Genomic DNA, 20,551 nt, shown 5'->3' with positions numbered 1-20,551 from the left:
GCGCGAACGCGTCGGGCGAGCGCGTCACCACGTGCTCACCTTGCCGATCGCGGCGGCGACGCGCTGCCAGCGCGTGGGCAGCGTCGCGTCGACCTCGCCGGTCGCGGCGTGCGCGCGGCAGCCGCCGCGCTCGATCGACGCGTCGGTGCGCACGTTCCAGCCGAGCGTGTCGAGATCGTCCTGCAGATACGCTTCGACGACGGGCAGGTCGGCCGGATTCACCGCGAGATGCGGCGCGCCGGACAGCGCGGGTTCGGCCGCGAGCACGTCGCGCACGGCGGCGACCAGTGCGGCCGGGTCGTGCTTCACGTGCTGGCGCACGACCTGCTGCGCGATGTCGAGCGCGAGCTGCGCGAGCTCGGATGCGAGATCGTGTTCGACGGCGGACACGGCTTCGCGGAACGACGCGGCGAGCGCCGCGAGCTGCGCGGCCTGTTCGCGGGCGTCGGCCTGGCCGGCCTCGAAACCCTGTTCGCGGCCCTGCTCGAAACCGGCCTGGTAGCCGAGCGCCTGGCCTTCGACGTGGCCGGCCGCATGGCCTTCGGCGTGCGCGGCGTCGCGCACGCGCTGCAGTTCCTCGGCGAGCGCGGCGGCAGCGGCCGCCGCGTGGTCGGGCGGCGGCGGGGGCGGCGGCGGGTCGAACGACGCCATCTCCCACCGCTGGTACGCGGTGAGGGTGCCCACGCGATCGCTCGCCGAATCAGACATACGCGTCTTCCGCCTTGCCGCCGATCGCGATCTGGCCGCTCTCGGCGAGGTTGCGCACGATCTGCAGGATGCGGCGCTGCTGCGTCTCGACTTCGGACACGCGCACCGGGCCGCGCGCGTCGAGATCCTCGGCGAGCAGTTCGGCCGCGCGCTGCGACATGTTCGCGAGGAACTTCTGGCGCAACGCGGGCGGCGCGCCCTTCAGCGCGACGATCAGTGTTTCCGACTCGACTTCCTTGAGCACCATCTGGATCGCGCGGTCCTCGAGGTCGAGCAGGTTCTCGAACACGAACATCTGGTCGATGATCTTTTGCGCGAGATCGGCGTCGTACTGGCGCACGCTTTCGAGCACGCCTTCCTCGTGCACGCTCGTCATGAAGTTCAGGATCTCGGCCGCGGTGCGGATGCCGCCCATCGGGCTGCGCTTCAGGTTGTCGCTGCCGGACAGCAGGCCCGTCAGCACGTCGTCGAGTTCGCGCAGCGCGGCCGGCTGGATGCCGTCGAGCGTCGCGATCCGCAGCAGCACGTCGTTACGCAGCCGTTCGGTGAAGCACGACGCGATCTCCGAGGCCTGGTCGCGGTCGAGGTGCACGAGGATCGTCGCGATGATCTGCGGATGCTCGTTCTTGATCAGCTCGGCCACCGCGCCCGAATCCATCCACTTCAGGCCCTCGATGCCGCTCGTGTCGCTGCCCTGCAGGATGCGGTCGATCAGCACGCCGGCCTTGTCCTCGCCGAGCGCCTTCGTCAGCACCGAGCGGATGTACTCGCTTGAATCGAGCGACAGCGCGGTGTGCTGCTCGGCTTCCTTCACGAAGTCCTGCAGCACGTCCTCGACCTGCTCGCGCGTGACGTTCTTCAGCGCGGCCATCGCGGCGCCGATCTTCTGGACCTCGCGCGGCGCGAGGAACTTGAATACCTGCGCGGCCTCTTCCTCGCCGATCGACATCAGCAGCAGCGCGCTCTTGGTCAAGCCTTCAGCGTTCATCGGACACCCAGTTCTTCACGACGGTGGCGACGATCTTCGGATCCTGGCGGGCGATCGTGCGCGCATAGTCGAGGTTGCGTTCGTAGCGGTTCTTCTCGTTTTCGAAGCCGAGCAGCAGCGGGTCCGGTTCCTCCGCCGCCTTGTCCGGCGCGGGCAGGCCGTCGAGCGCGACCGCGTCTTCCGGCGCCGCGAGCGCCGGCGCGGCCGGCTCGGGCGGCGGGAACGCGCGGCGCATCGCCGGGCGCACGAACATGAAGTACAGCGCCGCCGCAGCCGCCGCGATGCCGAGCCACTTCGCGGCTTCCTTCGCCATCGCGATCATGTCGGGCTGGCGCCACCACGGCAGGTCGGCGTACGGGTCGCTCACGGTCGAGAACGCGCTGTTCACGACGTTCACCGAGTCGCCGCGCTTCTCGTCGTAGCCCATCGCGTCCTTCACGAGCTGCTCGACCTGCGCGAGCTTCGCGGGCGGCAGCGGCTGCATCGTCACGTGGCCCTTCGCGTCGGCGACCGGCTGGTAGTTGACGACGACCGCGACCGACAGCCGCTTCACGCTGCCCATCGGCTGTTCGGTATGGCGGATCGTCTTGTCGAGCTCGTAGTTGGTCGTCTGGTCCTTGCGGTCGCTGACCGGCGTGGTCTGCGGCGCGTTCTGGCCGTTGCCGGCGACGATCGGCGCGGAGGCCGGCTGCGGCGGCGTGTTCGACAGCGCGCCCGGCACGCCCGACGCGCCGCCCTGCGCGAGCTCGGTCGCGCTGCTGGTCTGCTGGCTGCGGATCGCGGCTTGCTGCGGCGTGCCGTTCGGGCCGTAGCTTTCCGACGTCTGCTCGATCTTCGAGAAATCGAGATCGGCGCTGACCTGCGAGCGCGCGTTGCCGGCGCCGAAGATCGGCGCGAGGATCGCGTCGATGCGCTTCTGCGTGTTGTGCTCGACCTGCTGCACGTACTTGAGCTGGCTCGCGTCGAGGCCGGAAGCGGACGCGGTCTGGGTCAGCAGGTTTCCGTCCTGGTCGACGATCGTCACGTTCTTGGCCGGCATGTCGGGCACGCCGGACGACACCATCCGCGTGATCGCCTGCACCTGGCCCTCGTCGAGCACGCGGCCCGGGTAGAGGTCGACGAACACCGACGCGCTCGGCGCTTCCTTGTCGCGCACGAACACCGACGGCTTCGGGATCGCGAGATGCACGCGCGCGCCGCGCACGGCGTTGATCGATTCGATGGTGCGCTGCAGCTCGCCTTCGAGCGCGCGCTGGTAGTTGATCTGCTCGGCGAACTGGCTGATGCCGAATTTCTGGTTGTCCATCAGCTCGAAGCCGACCGAGCCGCCCTTCGGCAGCCCCATCGCGGCGAGCTTCAGGCGCGTCTCGTGCACCTGGTTCGACGGCACGAGGATCGCGCCGCCGGCATCGGCGAACTTGTAGGGAACGTTTGCCTGCTGGAGCGCGGCGATGATCGCGCCGCCGTCGCGGTCCGACAGGTTGCTGTACAGCACGCGGTAGTCGGGCGCGCGGCTCCACAGCACGAGCGCGGTGATCGCGGCGATCGCGAACGCGACGGCGATCACGAACGGCAGCTTCGGGTTGCCCTTCATCCGCGAGATGCCGGGAATGCGTTCCGCGAAGCCGCCCAGCCCGAAGTCCGCGCCTGCGCCACCCGCGCCCGGCAACGCGGCGGCCGCGGCGGCGCCGGGCGCCGGGCTGAGGCCCGCGCGGGCGTCTGGGTTGATCAGCGAGTTGGCCTGCGAATCCATGCGTCGAGTTTCTCCGGAGCGGGACGACTGAGCTCGCTCGGACGAGCGGGCGGACAATGACACGATGCGATTATCGTGACCGGGGGCGCACTCCGATCGACCGAAAAGAGCGGGGTTTCCCCCGTACTTTCGCGGCTTTGACGCGCGCCGCGCTGCTATCCTTTTTCGCGATCCGGCATGGTGCGCGTGGTGCGGCGCCGGCGGGTCGCCCGGTGCGTCCGGGCCTCTTCTCTATGTCTGGGGACAGCATGACTGCGAACGTCAGCGGAATCGGTTCGGTGTTGCAACAGATGCAGTCGATGGCCGCACAGGCGTCCGGCGGCGTCGCGAGCCCGACGGCGGCGCTGGCCGGCTCGGGCGCGGCGACGGCCGGCACGTTCGCGAGCGCGATGAAGGCATCGCTCGACAAGATCAGCGGCGACCAGCAGCACGCGCTCGGCGAGGCGAAGGCGTTCGAGGTCGGCGCGCCGAACATCTCGCTGAACGACGTGATGGTCGACATGCAGAAAGCCAATATCGGCTTCCAGTTCGGGCTTCAGGTCCGCAACAAGCTAGTGAGCGCTTACAACGACATCATGCAGATGTCGGTGTGAGGGGACGGCCATCCGGGGACGGGCATCCGGGGACGGCCATCCGGCGACGCGCATCCGGGGTCATCCGCGGACGGTTCAGGGCCTGCCGAACGAGTCCGGCGAGCCGGCATCGCAGGCTCGCCGGCGGCCCTCCGCGCACCTAAAGCTTTTCAAATCCCTTCCGATAACTCCGGTGAAGGCCGCGCCGTGCAACGCACGGCGGCGGCTCCCGTATAGCAGGCAATAACAAGGAGAAGCGCATGTTTTCCCCAGGACACGCTGGAGCCAGTGCGTACGCGCGTGTCGGCGTCGAGACCGGGGTGATGGGCGCCTCCCCGCACCGGCTGATCGCGATGCTGTACCAGGGCGCGCGGCAGGCGATCGCGCTGGCGCGCATGCATCTGCAGCAGGACAACGTGGCCGGGCGCGGCGAGGCGATCGGCAAGGCGATCCGGATCGTCGAGAGCGGCCTGCAGGCGTCGCTGAACCGCGACGCGGGCGGCGAGATCGCCGACCGGCTCAATGCGCTGTACGCGTATATCGGCCGGCGCCTGCTGGAAGCGAACGCGCAGGCGAGCGACGCGATGCTGGTCGAGGTCGACGGCTTGCTCGCGACGCTCGAGGAAGCATGGACGGGCATCGCCCCGGAAGTCGCGCGGATGGCCGCGCAACAGGTAGCGGAAGCATCACGATGAATCACAAGGCCGAATACTTCGCGCGTTACGAGGCGCTCGCCGCCGTGTCGGGCCGGATGCTGTGCGCCGCGCGCGGCGCCGACTGGAGCGCGTTGCCGGGGTTGCAGGCCGAATTCATGCAGCTTGTCGACGGGTTGAAGGAGGCCGATCCGGGCGTCGCGCTCGACGAATCGGATCTCGGCCGCAAGCTCGACCTGATCCGCCGCATCCTGGCCGACGACGCCGCGATCCGCGATCTCGCGAGCCCGGACGTCGCGCGGCTGTCCGCGCTGTTCGAGGCGCGGCGCTCGACCCAGGTATTGACCGATCTCTACCGCGCGCGCGGGTAGGGCCGGGTTCCGGGGGACGGGCGCGAAGCGTCCGGGTCCGGTGCCGCACGCGGCGCGCGCTGTTCCCGCAGCGGCACCTGCGTGCCGCGCCCGGATTCGCAACGATGTGGCTGATATAAGCAGGCTCCGATCATGACCGGTATCGACTCCGTTGCGGCCGCGCTGCTGGCGAGCCGCCTCGACAGCCTGCTGACCGGCACCGTTTCGGCGCCCGCCGGCGGCGGCGCCACCGCGCAGGTCGGCACGCCGGGCGCCGGCGCATCGTCCGCGCCGCCGGCCGGCAGCCCGCCCGCCGCGCCGCCGGCTTCCACGCAGACCGCGCTGTCCGAGGTCGGACGCGTGCTCGACGCGATCTCGCGCTCGGGCGGCGATGCGACACCGGCGATCGTCGGCCGGCTGCCGCTGCTGGCCGATCCCGCCGTGCTGCTCAGCGATACGCCCGTGCCGGCGCGTGCGCCGGCGGCGTCCGGTCCCGCCGCGCCTGCCACGCCGGCTTCGGCTCAAGCGTCGTCCGCCGCGGCCGCGCGCGATGCGCTCGCGCCGCCGCCGGTCGCGGCGCTGCGGGCGGCGCTCGCGCAGGCCGTGAGCGAAAGCGGCCTGTTCTACGAATCCCATCTCGCACAGTGGCTGGCCGGCCAGCGTCCGCTCGCGGCGCTGATGCGGGAGCCGCAGGCACGCCTCGCGACCGCGCTCGCGCCGGTCGACCCGGAAGCCGTCCCGCACGCATCGCCCGACGTGCTCGATGAACTGCTCGCGCAGCGCCCGCTGCTGCCGGCCGCCGCGCGGGCAAGCGCGCAACCGCCGGCGCAGGGCGGCGCACCCGCGCGCGAGCCCGCGCAGCCCGCACTTGCGGCGGCCCGGCAGGGCGCGTCGCTGCCGTCCGACCCGGCCGATCCGCTGGCTGCGCACGCCGATGCGCGCTGGACGCCCGCGCGTGCCGAGCTGGCCGCCGCGTCGTCCGATCCGCAGCCGCCGCTCGCAACCGTGCATCCGGCCGCCGTGCCGCTCGTTCGGCAACAGCTCGACGCGCTCGCGACCGACCAGTTTCGCTGGACCGGCGAGGCGTGGCCCGGCGCGCGGCTCGACTGGACGATCGAACCCGGCGAGCGCGGCCACCGTGCGCCGCGCGGCGGCGGGGACGACGACGCGGGCGACGGCATCGCGTGGCGCACGCGCCTGACGCTGACGCTGCCGTCGCTCGGCACGGTCGATGCCGAGCTGGTGCTGAACGGCGCGCAGCTCGTCGCGCGGCTGCGCGCGAACCAGACGGGCGCCGACCGTCTCACGCGTAACGAAGCCGCGCTGCGGCAGCGGCTCGAAGGCTCGGGGCTCAAGGTGGGCGGGCTGTCGATCCGTGCGGTCGACGACGGGCCGGACGGCTTCGACCTGTTCGCCGCGCAGGCCGCCGCCGCCGCGTATGCGCGCGGCGCGGCCGGCGGCGCCGACGTGCGGGTGCCGGGCGACGATGACGAGGCGCTGCCATGAGCGCGACGTCCCGCAAGCGTGCGGCCGCGCTCGTCTACGACCCGAAAGGCGGCGATGCGGCGCCGCGCGTGGTCGCGAAGGGCTACGGCGTGCTCGCCGAGATGATCGTCGCGCGCGCGCACGATGCGGGGCTGTACGTGCATACGGCGCCGGAGATGGTGTCGCTGCTGATGCAGGTCGATCTCGACGACCGGATTCCGCCGCAGCTTTATCAGGCGGTCGCTGACCTGCTCGCGTGGCTGTACGCGCTCGATCGCGCCGAACCCGCGCCGGACGACGCCGCGCCGCGTTTCCCGCTGCCGCCGTTGCGCTGAACGGCCCGCCGACGGGCGGCTTATTACGAAATGCTGTCCGATGCTTGCGGGATCATTCTGTCGGTATCTGCCATTGATCGATCGTCATCGCAAGGCAACGCACGCCCTTCCTTCTCGTTCGCGCGCGCCCCGGCCTTGTCGCTTCGTATGCGTATGGATTGAGCCGGCGGTCGATTTATGTAATGATATCCATTCTCATTTTCATGCTGCCCGGGCGGCGCGCACTCCCTGCGCGCCGCCTGTCGTTTTGAACGAATGGATACTTTCGCGTGAACGCGCCCGAAACGATCGACCCGCCCAAGACGGGCATGCCGCGCGCCGGCGTCACCGTGCTGCACCCGGCGGGCCGTCCGCTGAGCGACGACGAACTGGCCGCGCGCCGCCAGCGCTCGCGCCGTGCGACCTTCATCAAGTGGCTGCGCAAGGTGCACGGCTGGGTCGGGCTGTGGGGCGCGGTGCTCGGGCTGCTGTTCGGCGTGACCGGCGTGCTGCTGAACCATCGCGCGCCGCCGCTGAAGATTTCGACCGGTGAGCCGCAGGTCGAGGAGATGCAGATCGCGCTGCCCGATCCGGTGCCGAAGACGCCCGCCGCGATGACGAAGTGGCTGCAGCAGGAGCTGCAGTTCGACGGCAAGCCGGGCCGCATGCGCAAGGAGCCCGCGCAGGCCGTCGCATGGGGCGACAAGCGCGTGATGCAGCCCGAGCACTGGCAATTCGGCGTGTTCGGGCCGCACCAGAACCTGCAGGCCGAGTATTGGGTCGGCAACGGCTACGTGTCGGTGAAGCGCACCGGCAACACGTTCCTGACGACGCTGAACAACCTGCATCGCGGTGTCGGGATGAATCTGGGCTGGGTGCTGCTGATGGATACGATCGCGGGCTCGCTGATCCTGCTGTCGCTGACCGGCGTGCTGCTGTGGACCGAGCTGAACAAGCGCCGCACGGTCGGCGTCGTGCTGGTAGTCGGTTCGGTTGCCGCGGCGCTGGCCGCCGGCCTGACCTGAGCGCGATTCGCGCCGGGGTAGCGGCCGGCGGGCGTGATCGCCCGCCGCCGCCGCGGGTCAGAGGCCGCAGGCCGCGCCGCTGTTCGCCGCGATTTCGCGCGCGGCCTTCGCGCCTTCGACCTGCAGGATCGTCGGCAGCGACACGTTGTTCTTCGCGGCGGTGATCTCGGCGAGGATCGAGATCGCGATTTCCGGCGGCGTCCGGCTGCCGATGTAGATGCCGGCCGGCCCGTGCAGCCGAGCCAGTTCCACTTCGTTCAGATCGAATTCGCGCAGGCGCTCGCGCCGCGCCGCGTTGTTGCGCCGCGAGCCGAGCGCGCCCACGTAGAACGCGGGCGTCTTCAGCGCCTCCATCAGCGCGAGATCGTCGAGCTTCGGGTCGTGCGTGAGCGCGATCACCGCCGAACGCGCATCGAGCTTCATGTCGAGCACCGTATCGTCGGGCATCGTGTGCACGACGCGCGTGCCCGGCACGTCCCACGCATCCGTGTATTCGTCGCGCGGATCGCAGACCGTCACCTGGTAGTCGAGCCCGACCGCGATCTGGCACAGATAGCGCGACAACTGGCCGGCGCCGATCACGAGCATCCGGTAGCGCGGCCCGTGGATCGTCACGAGGCGTTCGCCGTCGAACGCGAGCCCGTCGGTCGCCTGCGCGGGCGACAGCGACGCGCGGCCGGTCGCGAGCGTCATCGTGCGCGTGACGAGGCGGCCGGCCTCGACTTCCGCGCACAGTGCGGCGATCCCGCTGTCGCGCGTGAGCGGTTCGAGCACCAGCTGGATCGTGCCGCCGCAAGGCAACCCGAAGCGGTGCGCTTCCTCGGCGGTCACGCCGTACTTGAGCGCTTCCGGGCGCGCATCGGCCGCGATGCCGCTCGCATGCACGCGGGCGATCAGGTCGTCCTCGATGCATCCGCCGGACACGGAGCCGACCACCAGGCCGTCCTCGCGCACCGCGAGCATCGCGCCTTCGGGGCGCGGCGACGAGCCCCACGTCTTCACGACCGTCACGAGCAGCACGCGGCGCCCTTCTTCGAGCCAGCGCGCGCTGGATTTCAGTACATCGAGATCGACGCTTTCCATCGTTTTTTCCTGTTGCCGGACGGCCCGCCGCGCGGCGCCGTCATTCGATGGCCGGATTATGAACCGCCCGGCGCGCGCGTGCAGGCGGCGCGGCGGCGGGGGCGGGCAAATCCGGACGATCGGGCAAGAGATCGCGACGATCGGACACTGATCGCGCGGCGGCCGAGGGTTCGGGAGAGGGGCGTGCGGAGCCGGGGCGGCTCCGCGTGGGGTTCGTCATCGCGCGCCGCGGCGGCGCGCGATGACGGCGCTCAGTGCGCGTCGGGGTGGCCGTGCGCGAGCTTCGAGTGGTGTCGCGAGTACAGCGCGTAGATCACCAGGCCGATCACGAGCCAGATGCCGAACGCGGCCCACGTGACGGGCTGCAGGTTCAGCATCAGGAACAGGCACGATGCGACCGCGAGGATCGGCACCACCGGCACGCCCGGGCAGCGGAACGCGCGCGGCAGCTCGGGGTGGGTGCGACGCAGCACGAGCACGGCGATCGACACCATCGAGAACGCCGCGAGCGTGCCGATGTTGATCAGCTCGGCGAGCACATTGAGCGGCACGAGCGCGGCGATCAGCCCGAAGAACAGGCCGACCAGCCAGGTGGTCAGGAACGGCGTCGCATAGCGCGGATGCACGCGCGACAGCGCGGCCGGCAGCAGCCCGTCGCGCGACATCGCGAAGATCACGCGCGTCTGGCCGTAGCTCATCACGAGGATCACGGTGAGCATGCCGAGCACCGCGCCGAGATCGATGAAGCCCGCGACCCACTTCTCGCCGGCGACCTGCAGCGCGTACGAGATCGGGTGCGAGATGTTCGCGTACTGGGCCGACGGCACGATGCCGGTCGCGACCGCGGCGACCGTCACGTACAGCACCGCGCACACCGCGAGCGACGCGATGATGCCGATCGGCAAATCGCGCTTCGGGTTCTTCACTTCCTCGGCCGCCGACGACACCGCGTCGAAGCCGATGAACGCGAAGAACATCACGGCGGCCGCGCCGAACACGCCGTTCCAGCCGTGCGGCATGAACGGCTTCCAGTTCGCGGGCGTCACGTGGAACAGGCCGACCGCGATCACCAGCAGCACGACCGACACCTTGATGAACACCATGATGTTGTTGATGCGGGTCGATTCGCGGATGCCGATCGACAGCAGCGTCGTGATCACGATCATCACGAGGAACGCGGGCAGGTTGAACCACGTGGTGACGCCCGGCACCGCGCCGGGCGCGGCCGTCAGCACGGTCGGCAGCGACAGCCCGAAGCCCTGCAGCAGCGACTGCAGGTAGCCCGACCAGCCGACCGACACGGCCGACGACGCGAGGCCGTACTCGAGCATCAGGTCCCAGCCGATGATCCACGCGACCAGCTCGCCGAGCGTCGCGTACGAATACGTGTAGATCGAGCCGGCGACGGGGATCGTCGACGCGAACTCCGCGTACGACAGCGCGGCGAGGCCGCACGCGATCGCGGCGATCACGAAGGACAGCATCAGCGCGGGGCCGGCCTGGACGGCGCCGGTGCCGGTCAGCACGAAGATGCCGGTGCCGATGATCGCGCCGATGCCGAGGAAGGTGAGGTCGATCGCGCCGAGCGCTTTCTTGAGCCCGGCGGCTTGCGCGCCGGCGATCATGCGATCGACGTTTTTCTTGCGGAAAAGAGACATTGCGGATGAATCGCCATCGCGCGCAGGCACGGCGCGTTGACTGAGTGAAAACCCATAATTTTAGCTGATTTGGCGTGCAAGCCCCGCTGCGGCGCCGCGGTGCGCCGTGGAATCGTCCGATAAAACAAGCGCTTGCGCCCGGAGCGGGCGCGGTTGGGCGCGGCGCGGCGTGCGCCGCGTCGCGGGATCGGACGAATTCGAATGGGCCGGGGGGCTCAGGCGCCGGCCGTGGGCGCCATGTCGACGAGCCGGTTGCTCATCACGTAGAACGTGAGTTCCGCGTTGTTGGACAGCCGCATCTTCTCGAGCAGCCGCGACCGGTACACGCTCACCGTCTTCACCGACAGCGACAGCGTGTTCGCGATATCGGTGAGCCGCTTGCCGGATGCGAGCATGCAGAGCGTCTGATATTCGCGATCGGACAGCTTCTCGTGCGGCAGCGGTTCGTTCTCGAACGACACGTATTCGGCGAGCGCCTCGGCCATCGCGGGGCTCACGTACTTGCGGCCGGCCGCGACCTGCTGGATCGCGCCGATCATCTGCGCGGCGTTGACCGTCTTCGACAGGTAGCCGGCCGCGCCGGCCTTCAGCGCGCGCACCGCGTACTGGTCCTCGCGGTACATCGAGAACATCAGGACCGGCGTGCGCGTCAGCTTGCGCTTGAGGCGCTTGAGCACCTCGATGCCGTTCGTGTCGGGCAGCGAGATGTCGAGCAGGATCACGTCGAATTCCTGCTTGTCGACGGCCGCCATCGCGTCGCCGCCGTTCTCGGCCTCGGTCACGTCGCGCGCGACGCCGCGGTCGATCAGCAACTGGCGGATCCCTTGCCGGACGATCGCGTGATCGTCCACGAGCAGGATGTTCAGGCTCATCGCGACCTCACGAAAGCGACGTGCGGCGTGCCGCGACGGGCACCGCGAGCAGCGAATCCCACGCGAAGCGCGCGGTGACGCGCGTGCCGCGACCGGTTGCCGGCGTGGCCGTCTCGAAGCTGCCGCCGAACGCCTCGCAGCGCGCGCGCATGCCGGCGAGGCCGTAGCCGCTGCGGCGATTGCGCGCGAAACCGGTCCCATCGTCGGTGACACTCAGCGACAGGTGCGTGCCGTCGGTGACGATCCGCACGTCGACCGACGTCGCGCGGGCGTGTTTCGCGACGTTCGACAGCGCTTCCTGCGCGACGCGGAATACCGCGAGCGCGCCGGCGCCGGCGATTTGCGTAAGGCGCGCGTCGGCCGCGCACACGAAGCTCGTGCGCAGGCCGGTGCGCGCCGCATGGGTGTCGATCCACGACGACAGCGCGCCGACCACGCCCGCGTCGAGCGCCGGCGTGTCGCGCTCCTCGATGAGCCGGCGATTCGCGTCGGTCGCGGCGTCGAGCGCCTGCTGCGCCAGCGCCAGCGCGCGCAGGCAGCCTTCCGGCGCATCGGCCGGCAGCCACGTTTGAACGTTTGCGAGCGCGAAGCGGGCAGCGGTCAATTCGGCGCCGAGCCCGTCGTGCAGCTCGCCGGCCAGATGGCGGCGGGCCGCTTCGTCGGCGGCGAGCAACTGGGCGGAAAGTGCCGCGATCCGTGCGGCGGACGCGTCGCGTTTCGATGCGACGTCGGCCAGGGGCGAAGTCGCGGCGCAGCCGGGCATGCGCTGCCGCGACGGGAACGGGGCGTGGGCGCCCGAGGGCGCGTTAAGCGACGTATCCATGACTCTCCCTGCTGTCAGAAAGCGGTTCAGACACCGGCTGGTTGCGTGCACCGGCTGCCGTTTCGATGACGGTCGCCGCCAGAGAATCGCTCCATGCCGAGGTAACAAAAGTTACGTCTTGTAACACTTGCATCCGACCCTTCCACTCTCATCCGAACGGCAACCACGCGCGGCGAATAATATCTCAAAATTTCTGAAAAGGTCATGTCGGGCGGACATTTAAGGGTAAATGTGAATAATCGGAATGAACCTGTTGTAGGAAAAACACTGACACCCGAACACCGGGCGATGACGTATCCAAATGTAACTATTTGAGATGGAATGGTCCCAGTTTGTTACGAATTCGCCAAGTAGGGACGAAAAAAAACCGGAGCTTTCGCTCCGGTTCTTGATACGGCACAAATTCGGGGATCGATCAGTCCACGAATGCGCGCTCGATCACGTAGTGACCCGGCGCGCTGTTCTTGCCTTCGACGAGGCCGGCCTGCTTCAGCAGGTCGGTCGTGTCCTTCAGCATCGCGGTGCTGCCGCACAGCATCACGCGGTCGTTTTCCGGCGAGAAGGCCGGCACGCCGAGATCCGTGAACAGCTTGCCCGTCGCGATCAGGTCGGTGATCCGGCCCTCGTTATCGAACGCTTCGCGCGTGACGGTCGGGTAGTAGACGAGCTTTTCCTTGATGATGTCGCCCAGGTACTCGTGGCCCGGCAGGTCGTGCTTGATGTAGTCCATGTACGCGAGCTCGCCCTTCAGGCGGCACGTGTGGGTCAGAATCACCTTGTCGAAGCGGTCGTAGATGTCCGGATCGCGGATGATCGACATGAACGGCGCGAGGCCCGTACCCGTCGACAGCATCCACAGCGTCTTGCCCGGCAGCAGGTTGTCGGCGACCAGCGTGCCCGTCGGCTTCTTGCCGATCAGCACCGTGTCGCCCACCTTCAGGTGCTGCAGGCGCGACGTCAGCGGGCCGTTCTGCACCTTGATGCTGAAGAACTCGAGATGCTCCTCGTAGTTCGGGCTGACGATCGAATAGGCGCGCGCGAGCGGCTTGCCGTCGACTTCGAGGCCGACCATCGTGAATTCGCCGTTGTTGAAGCGCAGGCTCGCCTCACGGGTGCAGGTGAAGCTGAAAAGCGTGTCGGTCCAGTGATGGACGGATTGGACGGTGGCGGTGTCGTATTTGCTCATGGCTTTGAAAACGGACGCGCGTGGCGAACGCGTGTAACGGGCCCAAAAACGGGCAAAAAACCGAGTGCGACGGCCCGATCGCGGATCGGCCGGCCGGCGCGTCGGACACGCGCCTTCTCGATGACAGACGTTTGAGGAACTCGTTATTTTACCCTGTTGACGCGGATCGCGGGCTTGACCCCCGCGGCTGCGCGGATTTGGCGCAACAGATCCTTTCAACATGCTTTCTATGATCAGCCGCGCGTGTCGCGGCGAGTGCGGCGTGCTCCGGCAGCGCCGTGACCGGGGGCGCCGCGGGACCGCGGGCGCTACTGCGGATCGAGGCGCAGGCGCGCGATGTACGGCAGGTGGTCCGACAGCCACGCGGCTTCGCCTGACGGCGCACGCCATTCGAGCGGCGTCAGCCCGCGCACGAACATCTTGTCGAGCGCGAGCGCCGGCGAGAACGCGGGGAACGTGCGGCCCGATTCGCCGAGCAGCGTCGCGACCTCGGACAGCCCGATCTCGCCGAACAGCGCGACCGAATCGTTGCGCCAGTCGTTGAAATCGCCGGCGAGCACGAGCGGATCGTCGCCCGCGTTGCGCACGATCCAGTGCGCGATCCAGTGCATCTGGCGCAGCCGCGCGGCGCGCGTGAGCGCCAGGTGCGCGCACAGCAGCGTGACCGGGCGGGCGCCCGCGAGCGTCGCGCGGGCGACGAGCAGCCCGCGCCGCTCGAAGCGGTGCGCGGAGATGTCCCAGCGGCCGCCGAGGTCGAGCGGATGCGGCGACAGGATCGCGTTGCCGTGCCGCCACGACGGCTTGAACACGTTCGGCCCGAGCGCGATCTGCCAGTCGAGCGCCTGCGCGATCTCGGTGGCCTGGCAATGCCACACGTCGTCGACCGTGTCGTCCATCGGCGCGCCGAAGCCCGGTGCGAGCATCGGGCGCGGCATGCGGCGCGCCATCGCTTCCTGCAGGAAATACACGTCGGCGTGGGTCGACTGCATCCAGTCGCGCATCGCGTTCCACGCGGTGAAGCCGAGCGGCGAGCGGCCCTTGTGCAGGTTCCAGCTGACGGCGGTGATTTCGTCGGGCGCGGCGTGCGGTTCGGCGAACGGCAGGGAGAGAGCGTCGGCGGACATGACGCTCAGTCCTTCGCGACGTGCGCGCGCACGCGGTACACGAGATGCGGATGCTGCTCGACGAGCGTCCAGTCGGTCCACGCCTCGCCGCCGACCGACAGACCGGGGTGGCTCGCGACGATTTGCCGCGGCGACGCGGGCACGCACGGATCGCCGCGCGTCGCGTTTTCGTCGTCGAGCGTTTCCTGCACGTCGAGCCCGAGCGACACGGTGTTCGCGTTGGCGTCGACGGCGAGCGGGGCGACCGTCACCGAGCGCGAGCGCTCGGTCGGCACGACGCGCGCGGCATTGCCGCAGCCCACCGGCACGGATGACGGATAGCGATGGGTATCGGTGCGGGACTGGCCCACGGTGGTGTTTTGCTGGAACGTGTCGATCGTCTGACCGTCGCGCACCACCTGGATTTCCCATGCGACGACGGCCGGCGCGGGGCTCTGCGCATGGGCGGCGAGCACGACGCTCGCAAGCAGGACGGCCAGGCCGTGTTTCAGCATGAAACGTCTCCGGAAACGCGGGATAGCGGGGAACGGACGCACATCTTACGCCCGATCGATTTCGGTCGCGATGTGACGGGACGCGCCGCGACGGGTTCGCAGCACGATGCGGTCCTGCTCGACAGGTAAGGACGCGTCATGCGTTTTCAAGCGAAAAAGCGCGCGAACTCGGCGACGCTCGCGCGCTCGGTGACGAGGCGGTTCTCGATCGCGTCGGGGTCCGCATGGCCGAGCGACATGCCGCAGACGAGCTGCTCGTTGGCCGGAATGTCGAGATGTTCGGCGACGATCCGGTGAAACGGCACGAACGCGGCCTGCGGGCACGTATCGAGGCCGCGGGCGCGCGCGGCCGTCATCACGCCTTGCAGGAACATCCCGCAGTCGAGCCAGGCCCCCAACGTCATCACGCGGTCGAGCGTGAAGAACAGCGCGACCGGCGCATCGAAGAAACGGAAATTGCGCGCGTGCTGCGCATGCATGCGCGCCTTCTCGTCGCGGCCGATGTTCAACAGACCGTACAGGTCCCAGCCGACCTTGCGGCGCCGGTCGATATACGGCGACACCCATTCGCGCGGGTAATAGTCGTATTCGGCGACGTATTTCTCGTCGCGCGCAGGATCGTCGTAGGCCGCGGTGAGCGCGGCGGCGAGCGCGTCGCGCGTGGCGCCCGTCGCGACGTACACGCGCCACGGCTGGATGTTGGTGCCCGACGGCGCGCGGCTCGCGGCTTCGAGGATCGCCTCGAGCGTGTCGCGCAGCACCGGCGTCGGCAGGAATGCGCGGATCGCGCGGCGCGACTTGAGCGCGGCGTCGACGGTATCGACGGAACGGATCGCGTCGGCGTCGACGCGCGGGGAAGCAGTGGGGACGGACATCGGCAACTCTTCGGGCGAGGCGTCTGGCGCGGTGCGGGAGCAGCGTGTGCGCGGCGCGCGAACGCCAGCGGCGCGCCCGGCGCGAGCGTCGTGAACTGTCGATCATACGCCGCGGCGCACGACCGTGCAGCGCGGGCGCGCTGTTAGCAGCAGACTCCCCCGGCTGCTTGCTTGCACGGCGATGCGGGATCGCTACACTGAAATCGTAAGGGTCTGATGAGTGTGTGACGGCAAGGCAGCGAGGTTGGTATGACGACGGCGATGGTGAAACAGGAACTGGCGGTGGCGTCCTTCAGCACGGTGTACGACCTCGAGCAGGTCGAGACGGCGCTGGGCGACCTGAACGAGAGCGCAAGCGACGCACTGCGCTCGACCTACGAGAAGATGCTCAAGACGGGGAATCTGCGCTTTTGCGTGAAGCCGAACCGGATGCCGTCGTTCGACGCGCTCGGCGAGGCGTTGCCGAATTTCGGCGAGCCGCTCAACGACGTGCGCAAGCAGATCGCGCTGTGTCTCGAAACGGACGACCGGCTCGAACTGATGCCGATCCTGCTGCTCGGGCCGCCCGGGATCGGCAAGACGCATTTCGCGAAGGCGCTCGCGCAACTGCTCGGCACCGCGTACCACTACGTGCCGATGAGTTCGCTGACGGCCGGCTGGATCCTGTCCGGCGCGTCGTCGCAATGGAAGAACGCGAAGCCCGGCAAGGTGTTCGACGCGCTCGTGAACGGCAGCTACGCGAATCCGGTGATCGCGGTCGACGAGATCGACAAGGCCGGCAGCGATGCGCAATACGATCCGCTCGGCGCGCTGTATGCGTTGCTCGAGCACGACACCGCGCGCGCGTTCGTCGACGAATTCGCGGAAGTGCCGATCGACGCGGGCAACGTGATCTGGATCGCGACCGCGAACGACGCGCAGGCGATTCCGGAGCCGCTGCTCAACCGGATGAATGTGTACGAGATCGCGCCGCCCGATGCGGCCGGCGCACGCCGGATCGCGCAGACGATCTACGACGAGATCCGCACGTCGCATGCGTGGGGGCGGCGCTTCCCCGAGACGCTCGGCGACGATGCGCTCGACGTGCTGGCCGCGACGCCGCCGCGCACGATGCGCCGCGCGCTGCTGCACGCGTTCGGCGCCGCGCGGCTCGACGGCCGCGACGCGATCGGGCCGGCCGACATCCGCGCCGACGAAGGCGCGGCGAAGCGCCGGCCGATCGGCTTCTGACGCGGCCACGCGCGCCCGGCCGCAGCGCGCGTGGCATTCGTCGCATTCGTGGCCGCATCGTTGTCTGCGCCACCGTCCGCATCGTCGCGACGCGATACGTCGGCGTTCGGCAAGCGGGCGAACCGGGACGTACAATTCTTCTCTCTCCCTTCGACGCGCGAGCAGCGCGAAAAGCCATGGAGCAGACGGATTGTGTCGTGATCGGCGCGGGTGTCGTCGGTCTGGCGATTGCGCGCGAACTGGCCGCGCGCGGGCGTGAAACGATCGTGCTGGAGGCGACCGACGCGATCGGTACGGGCACGAGTTCGCGCAACAGCGAGGTGATTCACGCGGGGCTTTACTATCCGCGCGGGTCGCTGAAGGCGATGTCGTGCGTGCACGGGCGCGACCTGCTGTACGAATTCTGCGAGACCCATCATGTGCCGCACCGGCGTACCGGCAAGCTGCTCGTCGCGACGAGCGCCGCGCAGGTGAAGCAGTTGAAGGCGATCGCCGCGCGCGCCGCCGAAAACGGCGTGCTCGACCTGCTGCCGCTCACGCGCGCCGAGGCGCAGACGCTCGAGCCCGCGCTCGAATGCGTGGAGGCGCTGTTCTCGCCGTCGACCGGCATCGTCGACAGCCACCAGCTGATGCTCGCGCTGCTCGGCGACGCGGAGCGCGACGGCGCCGTGTGCGCGCTGCACGCTCCGGTCGAGTCGATCGACGTGCTGCGTGGCGGCCGCTTCATCGTGCGCACCGGCGGCGGCGCGCCGGCCGAGATCGACGCCACCTGCGTGATCAACAGCGCGGGGCTCGGCGCACAGGCGCTCGCGCGCCGCACGCGGGGCCTCGATCCGCGCTGGGTGCCGCCGCTTTATTTCGCGCGCGGCAATTATTTCAGCCTGTCGGGCCGTGCGCCGTTCTCGCACCTGATCTATCCGATGCCCGATCGCGCGGGGCTCGGCGTGCACCTGACGCTCGATCTTGGCGGGCAGGCGCGCTTCGGCCCGGACGTCGAGTGGTGCGATTCGCTGCGCTACGAGGTCGATCCGGCGCGCGCGGGCGCGTTCTACACGTCGATCCGCGCGTTCTGGCCGGGCTTGCCCGACGATGCGCTGCAGCCGGCGTACGCGGGTATCCGGCCGAAGCTCGCGGGGCCCGGCGAGCCGCCGGCCGACTTCATCGTGCAGGGGGCCGCGCAGCACGGCGTGCGCGGGCTCGTGAACCTGTTCGGCATCGAGTCGCCGGGGCTCACCGCGTCGCTCGCGCTCGCGCAGCGGGTGGGCGACATGGTGTCGCGCGCGTGATGCGCGGCCCGCGTCCGTGCGGGCCGGCCGCGCGAAACCCGTGTGAAATCCCTTATCTCCGGCATTTCGGCGCGCACATTTATTCGCTTGGGCGTTATTCTGTCGAACGGCCGTCGCCAGAACGGCTTTCAAACCAATAACGTTGGAGCGAGTTCCCCCTATGAAAGCAACCCGTCGGAGTTTCCTGATTACGAGTATTGGTGCCGTGTCCGCGCTGGCACTGTCGCGTGAAGCGCTGGCCGATGCGCCGATGCTGTCGGAAACCGATCCGACCGCGGCGGCGCTCGGCTACAAGGCCGATGCCACCAAGGTCGACAAGACGAAGTACCCGAAATACGCAGCGGGCCAGGATTGCGCGGCCTGCATGCTGTACCAGGGCAAGAAGGGCTCGACGTCGGGCCCGTGCGGCGCCTTCCCCGGCAAGCAGGTCGCGGCGAAGGGCTGGTGCAGCGCATTCTCGAAGATGGGTTGAGGCCGGTGCGGCATCGTGCGATGCCGCATTGTGGCGAAAACCGCAAAACGCTCGCTGTCGTTCGATGGCGAGCGTTTTTTATTGCTTGAAAACGGTTCCGGCGCTTTCTACACTCGCTGCACACCTGCGCGGCGCGGCATGCCCGCGCGCCGCGCCGCCCGACACGGCGAATTCACGAGGACGAGGCACGCATGGCGACGATTGCGAATTCAACGAAAACGATCCGGCCCGAGCGTGCGCTGAACCGGCGCGCGGTGGCGGCCGCCGTGATCGGCAATGCACTCGAGTGGTACGACTTCACGGTGTTCGGCTTCATGACGGTCGTGATCGCCGAACTGTTCTTCCCCACCTCCAGCGAATACTCGTCGCTGCTGCTGACCACCGCGACGTTCGGCGTCGCGTTCTTCATGCGCCCGATCGGCGGCATCGTGTTCGGGCTGTACGCGGACCGCGCGGGCCGCAAGGCCGCGCTGTCGCTCGTGATCCTGCTGATGACGGCCGGCATCTTCCTGCTCGCGATCGCGCCGCCCTATGCGGCGATCGGCATCGGCGGGCCGATCCTGATCGTGCTCGGCCGCCTGCTGCAGGGCTTCTCGGCGGGCGGCGAATTCGGCAGCTCGACCGCGCTGCTGATCGAAGCGGCGCCGTTCTCGAAACGCGGTTTCTACGGCAGCTGGCAGATGGCGAGCCAGGCGGCCGCGCTGCTGATCGGCGCGCTCGTCGGCGCGGCCGTCACGCGCGGGCTGTCGCACGACGCGCTGCGCAGCTGGGGCTGGCGCGTGCCGTTCGTCCTCGGGCTGCTGATCGGCCCGATCGGCTTCTACATCCGCCGCCATCTCGCCGATTCCGAAGCGTTCCTGCATGCGCAGCAGAACGCGCGCCGCGCGACGCTCGGCGAAGTGTTCACGCGCCACCCGCGCGAGGTGCTGTGCGGGCTCGGCTCGGTGATCGCGCTCACCGTGACGATCTACGTGCTGATCAGCTACCTGCCGACCTTCGCGGTGAAGCAGCTGAAGCTGCCGTATGCGGAATCGTTCTACGCGGTGATCATCGGCAACCTGCTGCTGATGGTGCTGTCGCCGATCGCGGGCGCGTGGTCGGACCGCATCGGCCGCAAGGGGCTGTCGCTGTGGTCGCTCGTGCTGACGCTCGCGCTGATGTACCCGCTGTTCGCATGGCTCGACGCGGCGCCGAGCATCGGGCGGCTGATCGCGGTGCAGGCCGTGCTGTCGGTGACGCTGGCAGGCTACTACGGGCCGTTCGGCGCGATGATCGCCGAGCTGTTCCCGGCCAACGTGCGCTCGACCGGGCTGTCGATCGCGTACAACGTCGCGGTGATGCTGTTCGGCGGCTTCGGCCAGTTCATCGTCACGTGGCTGATCAAGGTCACCGGCACGCCGCTCGCGCCGACCTACTACGTGATGGCGGGCCTCGCGCTGTCGATCGTCGCGGTCGCGTTCGTGCCCGCGCGCAGCGCCGACCTCGATGCGCCGGCGTGACGACATGACGATTTGAGGACGGTCATCGAATCGTTTCGCCAAACGCAATGATGTGATGCAGAACGCGGGGAAACGGTGTGTCGCCCCTTCGCGTTCGCACC

The 20,551-nt window shown here is 69.1% G+C and carries 21 protein-coding genes; 10 read left to right on the top strand and 11 right to left on the bottom strand.

Annotated elements, in window-relative coordinates; all coding sequences use genetic code 11:
- Nucleotides 1–24 precede the first annotated feature (24 nt).
- Genes fliH through fliF form a run of 3 tightly spaced genes read right to left on the bottom strand, consistent with a single transcriptional unit; the run spans nt 25 to nt 3,449 of the window.
- The gene (fliH, locus tag DTA15_RS32040) at nt 25–708 is read right to left on the bottom strand and encodes a flagellar assembly protein FliH (protein WP_006493319.1); all 684 of its coding nucleotides are present in this window, start codon (nt 706–708) and stop codon (nt 25–27) included.
- A complete protein-coding gene (gene fliG, locus DTA15_RS32035) occupies nt 701–1,696 on the bottom strand; it encodes a flagellar motor switch protein FliG (RefSeq protein WP_006484813.1) in 996 nt (331 codons plus the stop codon). The genes fliH and fliG overlap by 8 nt, the downstream gene beginning before the upstream one ends.
- A complete protein-coding gene (gene fliF, locus DTA15_RS32030; protein WP_006495531.1) occupies nt 1,686–3,449 on the bottom strand; it encodes a flagellar basal-body MS-ring/collar protein FliF in 1,764 nt (587 codons plus the stop codon). The genes fliG and fliF overlap by 11 nt, the downstream gene beginning before the upstream one ends.
- A gap of 248 nt (nt 3,450–3,697) precedes the next feature.
- On the opposite strand from fliF, the gene fliE reads away from it, so the two are divergent.
- The 6 genes from fliE (at nt 3,698) to DTA15_RS31995 (ending at nt 7,848) form a co-directional block, all read left to right on the top strand.
- Entirely contained in the window at nt 3,698–4,042 is a 345-nt protein-coding gene (gene fliE / locus DTA15_RS32020; protein ID WP_006486991.1) for a flagellar hook-basal body complex protein FliE, read from the top strand.
- Nucleotides 4,043–4,281: 239 nt separating this feature from the next.
- Nucleotides 4,282–4,716: a flagellar export chaperone FliS gene (gene fliS / locus DTA15_RS32015; RefSeq protein WP_006486995.1), complete on the top strand. Its 435-nt coding sequence runs from the start codon at nt 4,282–4,284 to the stop codon at nt 4,714–4,716.
- A complete protein-coding gene (locus DTA15_RS32010; RefSeq protein WP_006486993.1) occupies nt 4,713–5,045 on the top strand; it encodes a flagellar protein FliT in 333 nt (110 codons plus the stop codon). The genes fliS and DTA15_RS32010 overlap by 4 nt, the downstream gene beginning before the upstream one ends.
- A 132-nt stretch (nt 5,046–5,177) precedes the next feature.
- Complete coding sequence (fliK, locus tag DTA15_RS32005; protein ID WP_012492344.1) at nt 5,178–6,530, top strand: flagellar hook-length control protein FliK; 1,353 nt, start codon at nt 5,178–5,180, stop codon at nt 6,528–6,530.
- Nucleotides 6,527–6,844: an EscU/YscU/HrcU family type III secretion system export apparatus switch protein gene (locus tag DTA15_RS32000; protein ID WP_006482030.1), complete on the top strand. Its 318-nt coding sequence runs from the start codon at nt 6,527–6,529 to the stop codon at nt 6,842–6,844. The genes fliK and DTA15_RS32000 overlap by 4 nt, the downstream gene beginning before the upstream one ends.
- A 269-nt stretch (nt 6,845–7,113) precedes the next feature.
- Nucleotides 7,114–7,848, top strand: coding sequence for a PepSY-associated TM helix domain-containing protein (locus DTA15_RS31995; protein ID WP_006482034.1), 735 nt, complete (start codon nt 7,114–7,116; stop codon nt 7,846–7,848).
- A 57-nt stretch (nt 7,849–7,905) separates the two neighbouring features.
- Here the strand turns inward: DTA15_RS31995 and DTA15_RS31990 are convergent, their stop codons facing one another.
- The 8 genes from DTA15_RS31990 to DTA15_RS31955 all read right to left on the bottom strand — a co-directional run bounded on the left by DTA15_RS31990 (nt 7,906) and on the right by DTA15_RS31955 (nt 15,963).
- Nucleotides 7,906–8,931 carry an XdhC family protein gene (locus tag DTA15_RS31990; RefSeq protein WP_006482029.1) on the bottom strand — a complete coding sequence of 342 codons (1,026 nt, stop codon included), beginning with the start codon at nt 8,929–8,931 and terminating at the stop codon, nt 7,906–7,908.
- A 251-nt stretch (nt 8,932–9,182) separates the two neighbouring features.
- A complete protein-coding gene (gene bcaP, locus DTA15_RS31985) occupies nt 9,183–10,589 on the bottom strand; it encodes a branched-chain amino acid transporter BcaP (protein ID WP_006492936.1) in 1,407 nt (468 codons plus the stop codon).
- Between the two features lie 215 nt (nt 10,590–10,804).
- Complete coding sequence (rqpR, locus tag DTA15_RS31980; RefSeq protein WP_006477530.1) at nt 10,805–11,461, bottom strand: response regulator transcription factor RqpR; 657 nt, start codon at nt 11,459–11,461, stop codon at nt 10,805–10,807.
- Nucleotides 11,462–11,468: 7 nt separating this feature from the next.
- The gene (rqpS, locus tag DTA15_RS31975) at nt 11,469–12,284 is read right to left on the bottom strand and encodes a quorum system sensor histidine kinase RqpS (protein ID WP_006482035.1); all 816 of its coding nucleotides are present in this window, start codon (nt 12,282–12,284) and stop codon (nt 11,469–11,471) included.
- A 415-nt stretch (nt 12,285–12,699) separates the two neighbouring features.
- Nucleotides 12,700–13,470, bottom strand: a complete 771-nt coding sequence (locus tag DTA15_RS31970; RefSeq protein ID WP_006482027.1) for a ferredoxin--NADP reductase — start codon at nt 13,468–13,470, stop codon at nt 12,700–12,702.
- Between the two features lie 308 nt (nt 13,471–13,778).
- Nucleotides 13,779–14,594, bottom strand: coding sequence for an endonuclease/exonuclease/phosphatase family protein (locus DTA15_RS31965; protein WP_006482036.1), 816 nt, complete (start codon nt 14,592–14,594; stop codon nt 13,779–13,781).
- Between the two features lie 5 nt (nt 14,595–14,599).
- Nucleotides 14,600–15,088, bottom strand: coding sequence for a hypothetical protein (locus tag DTA15_RS31960; protein ID WP_006482033.1), 489 nt, complete (start codon nt 15,086–15,088; stop codon nt 14,600–14,602).
- Between the two features lie 146 nt (nt 15,089–15,234).
- On the bottom strand, nt 15,235–15,963 hold the full coding sequence (locus DTA15_RS31955) for a nitroreductase (RefSeq protein ID WP_006482028.1): 729 nt from the start codon (nt 15,961–15,963) through the stop codon (nt 15,235–15,237).
- 249 nt (nt 15,964–16,212) lie between these two features.
- Between DTA15_RS31955 and DTA15_RS31950 the strand changes: the two genes are divergently transcribed.
- The 4 genes from DTA15_RS31950 to DTA15_RS31935 all read left to right on the top strand — a co-directional run bounded on the left by DTA15_RS31950 (nt 16,213) and on the right by DTA15_RS31935 (nt 20,450).
- A complete protein-coding gene (locus DTA15_RS31950) occupies nt 16,213–17,193 on the top strand; it encodes an AAA family ATPase (RefSeq protein ID WP_012492345.1) in 981 nt (326 codons plus the stop codon).
- 176 nt (nt 17,194–17,369) lie between these two features.
- Nucleotides 17,370–18,479: an NAD(P)/FAD-dependent oxidoreductase gene (locus tag DTA15_RS31945; RefSeq protein ID WP_006489140.1), complete on the top strand. Its 1,110-nt coding sequence runs from the start codon at nt 17,370–17,372 to the stop codon at nt 18,477–18,479.
- A gap of 160 nt (nt 18,480–18,639) precedes the next feature.
- The gene (locus DTA15_RS31940; protein WP_012492346.1) at nt 18,640–18,951 is read left to right on the top strand and encodes a high-potential iron-sulfur protein; all 312 of its coding nucleotides are present in this window, start codon (nt 18,640–18,642) and stop codon (nt 18,949–18,951) included.
- 191 nt (nt 18,952–19,142) lie between these two features.
- Nucleotides 19,143–20,450, top strand: coding sequence for an MFS transporter (locus DTA15_RS31935; protein WP_006489148.1), 1,308 nt, complete (start codon nt 19,143–19,145; stop codon nt 20,448–20,450).
- Nucleotides 20,451–20,551: the final 101 nt, after the last annotated feature.

Origin of the sequence: Burkholderia cenocepacia (genome assembly GCF_900446215.1) — a bacterium.
Lineage (GTDB): Bacteria > Pseudomonadota > Gammaproteobacteria > Burkholderiales > Burkholderiaceae > Burkholderia > Burkholderia cenocepacia.
Note: the sequence above shows the minus strand (reverse complement) of the source record. Positions and strands in the feature narration are given on the sequence as shown.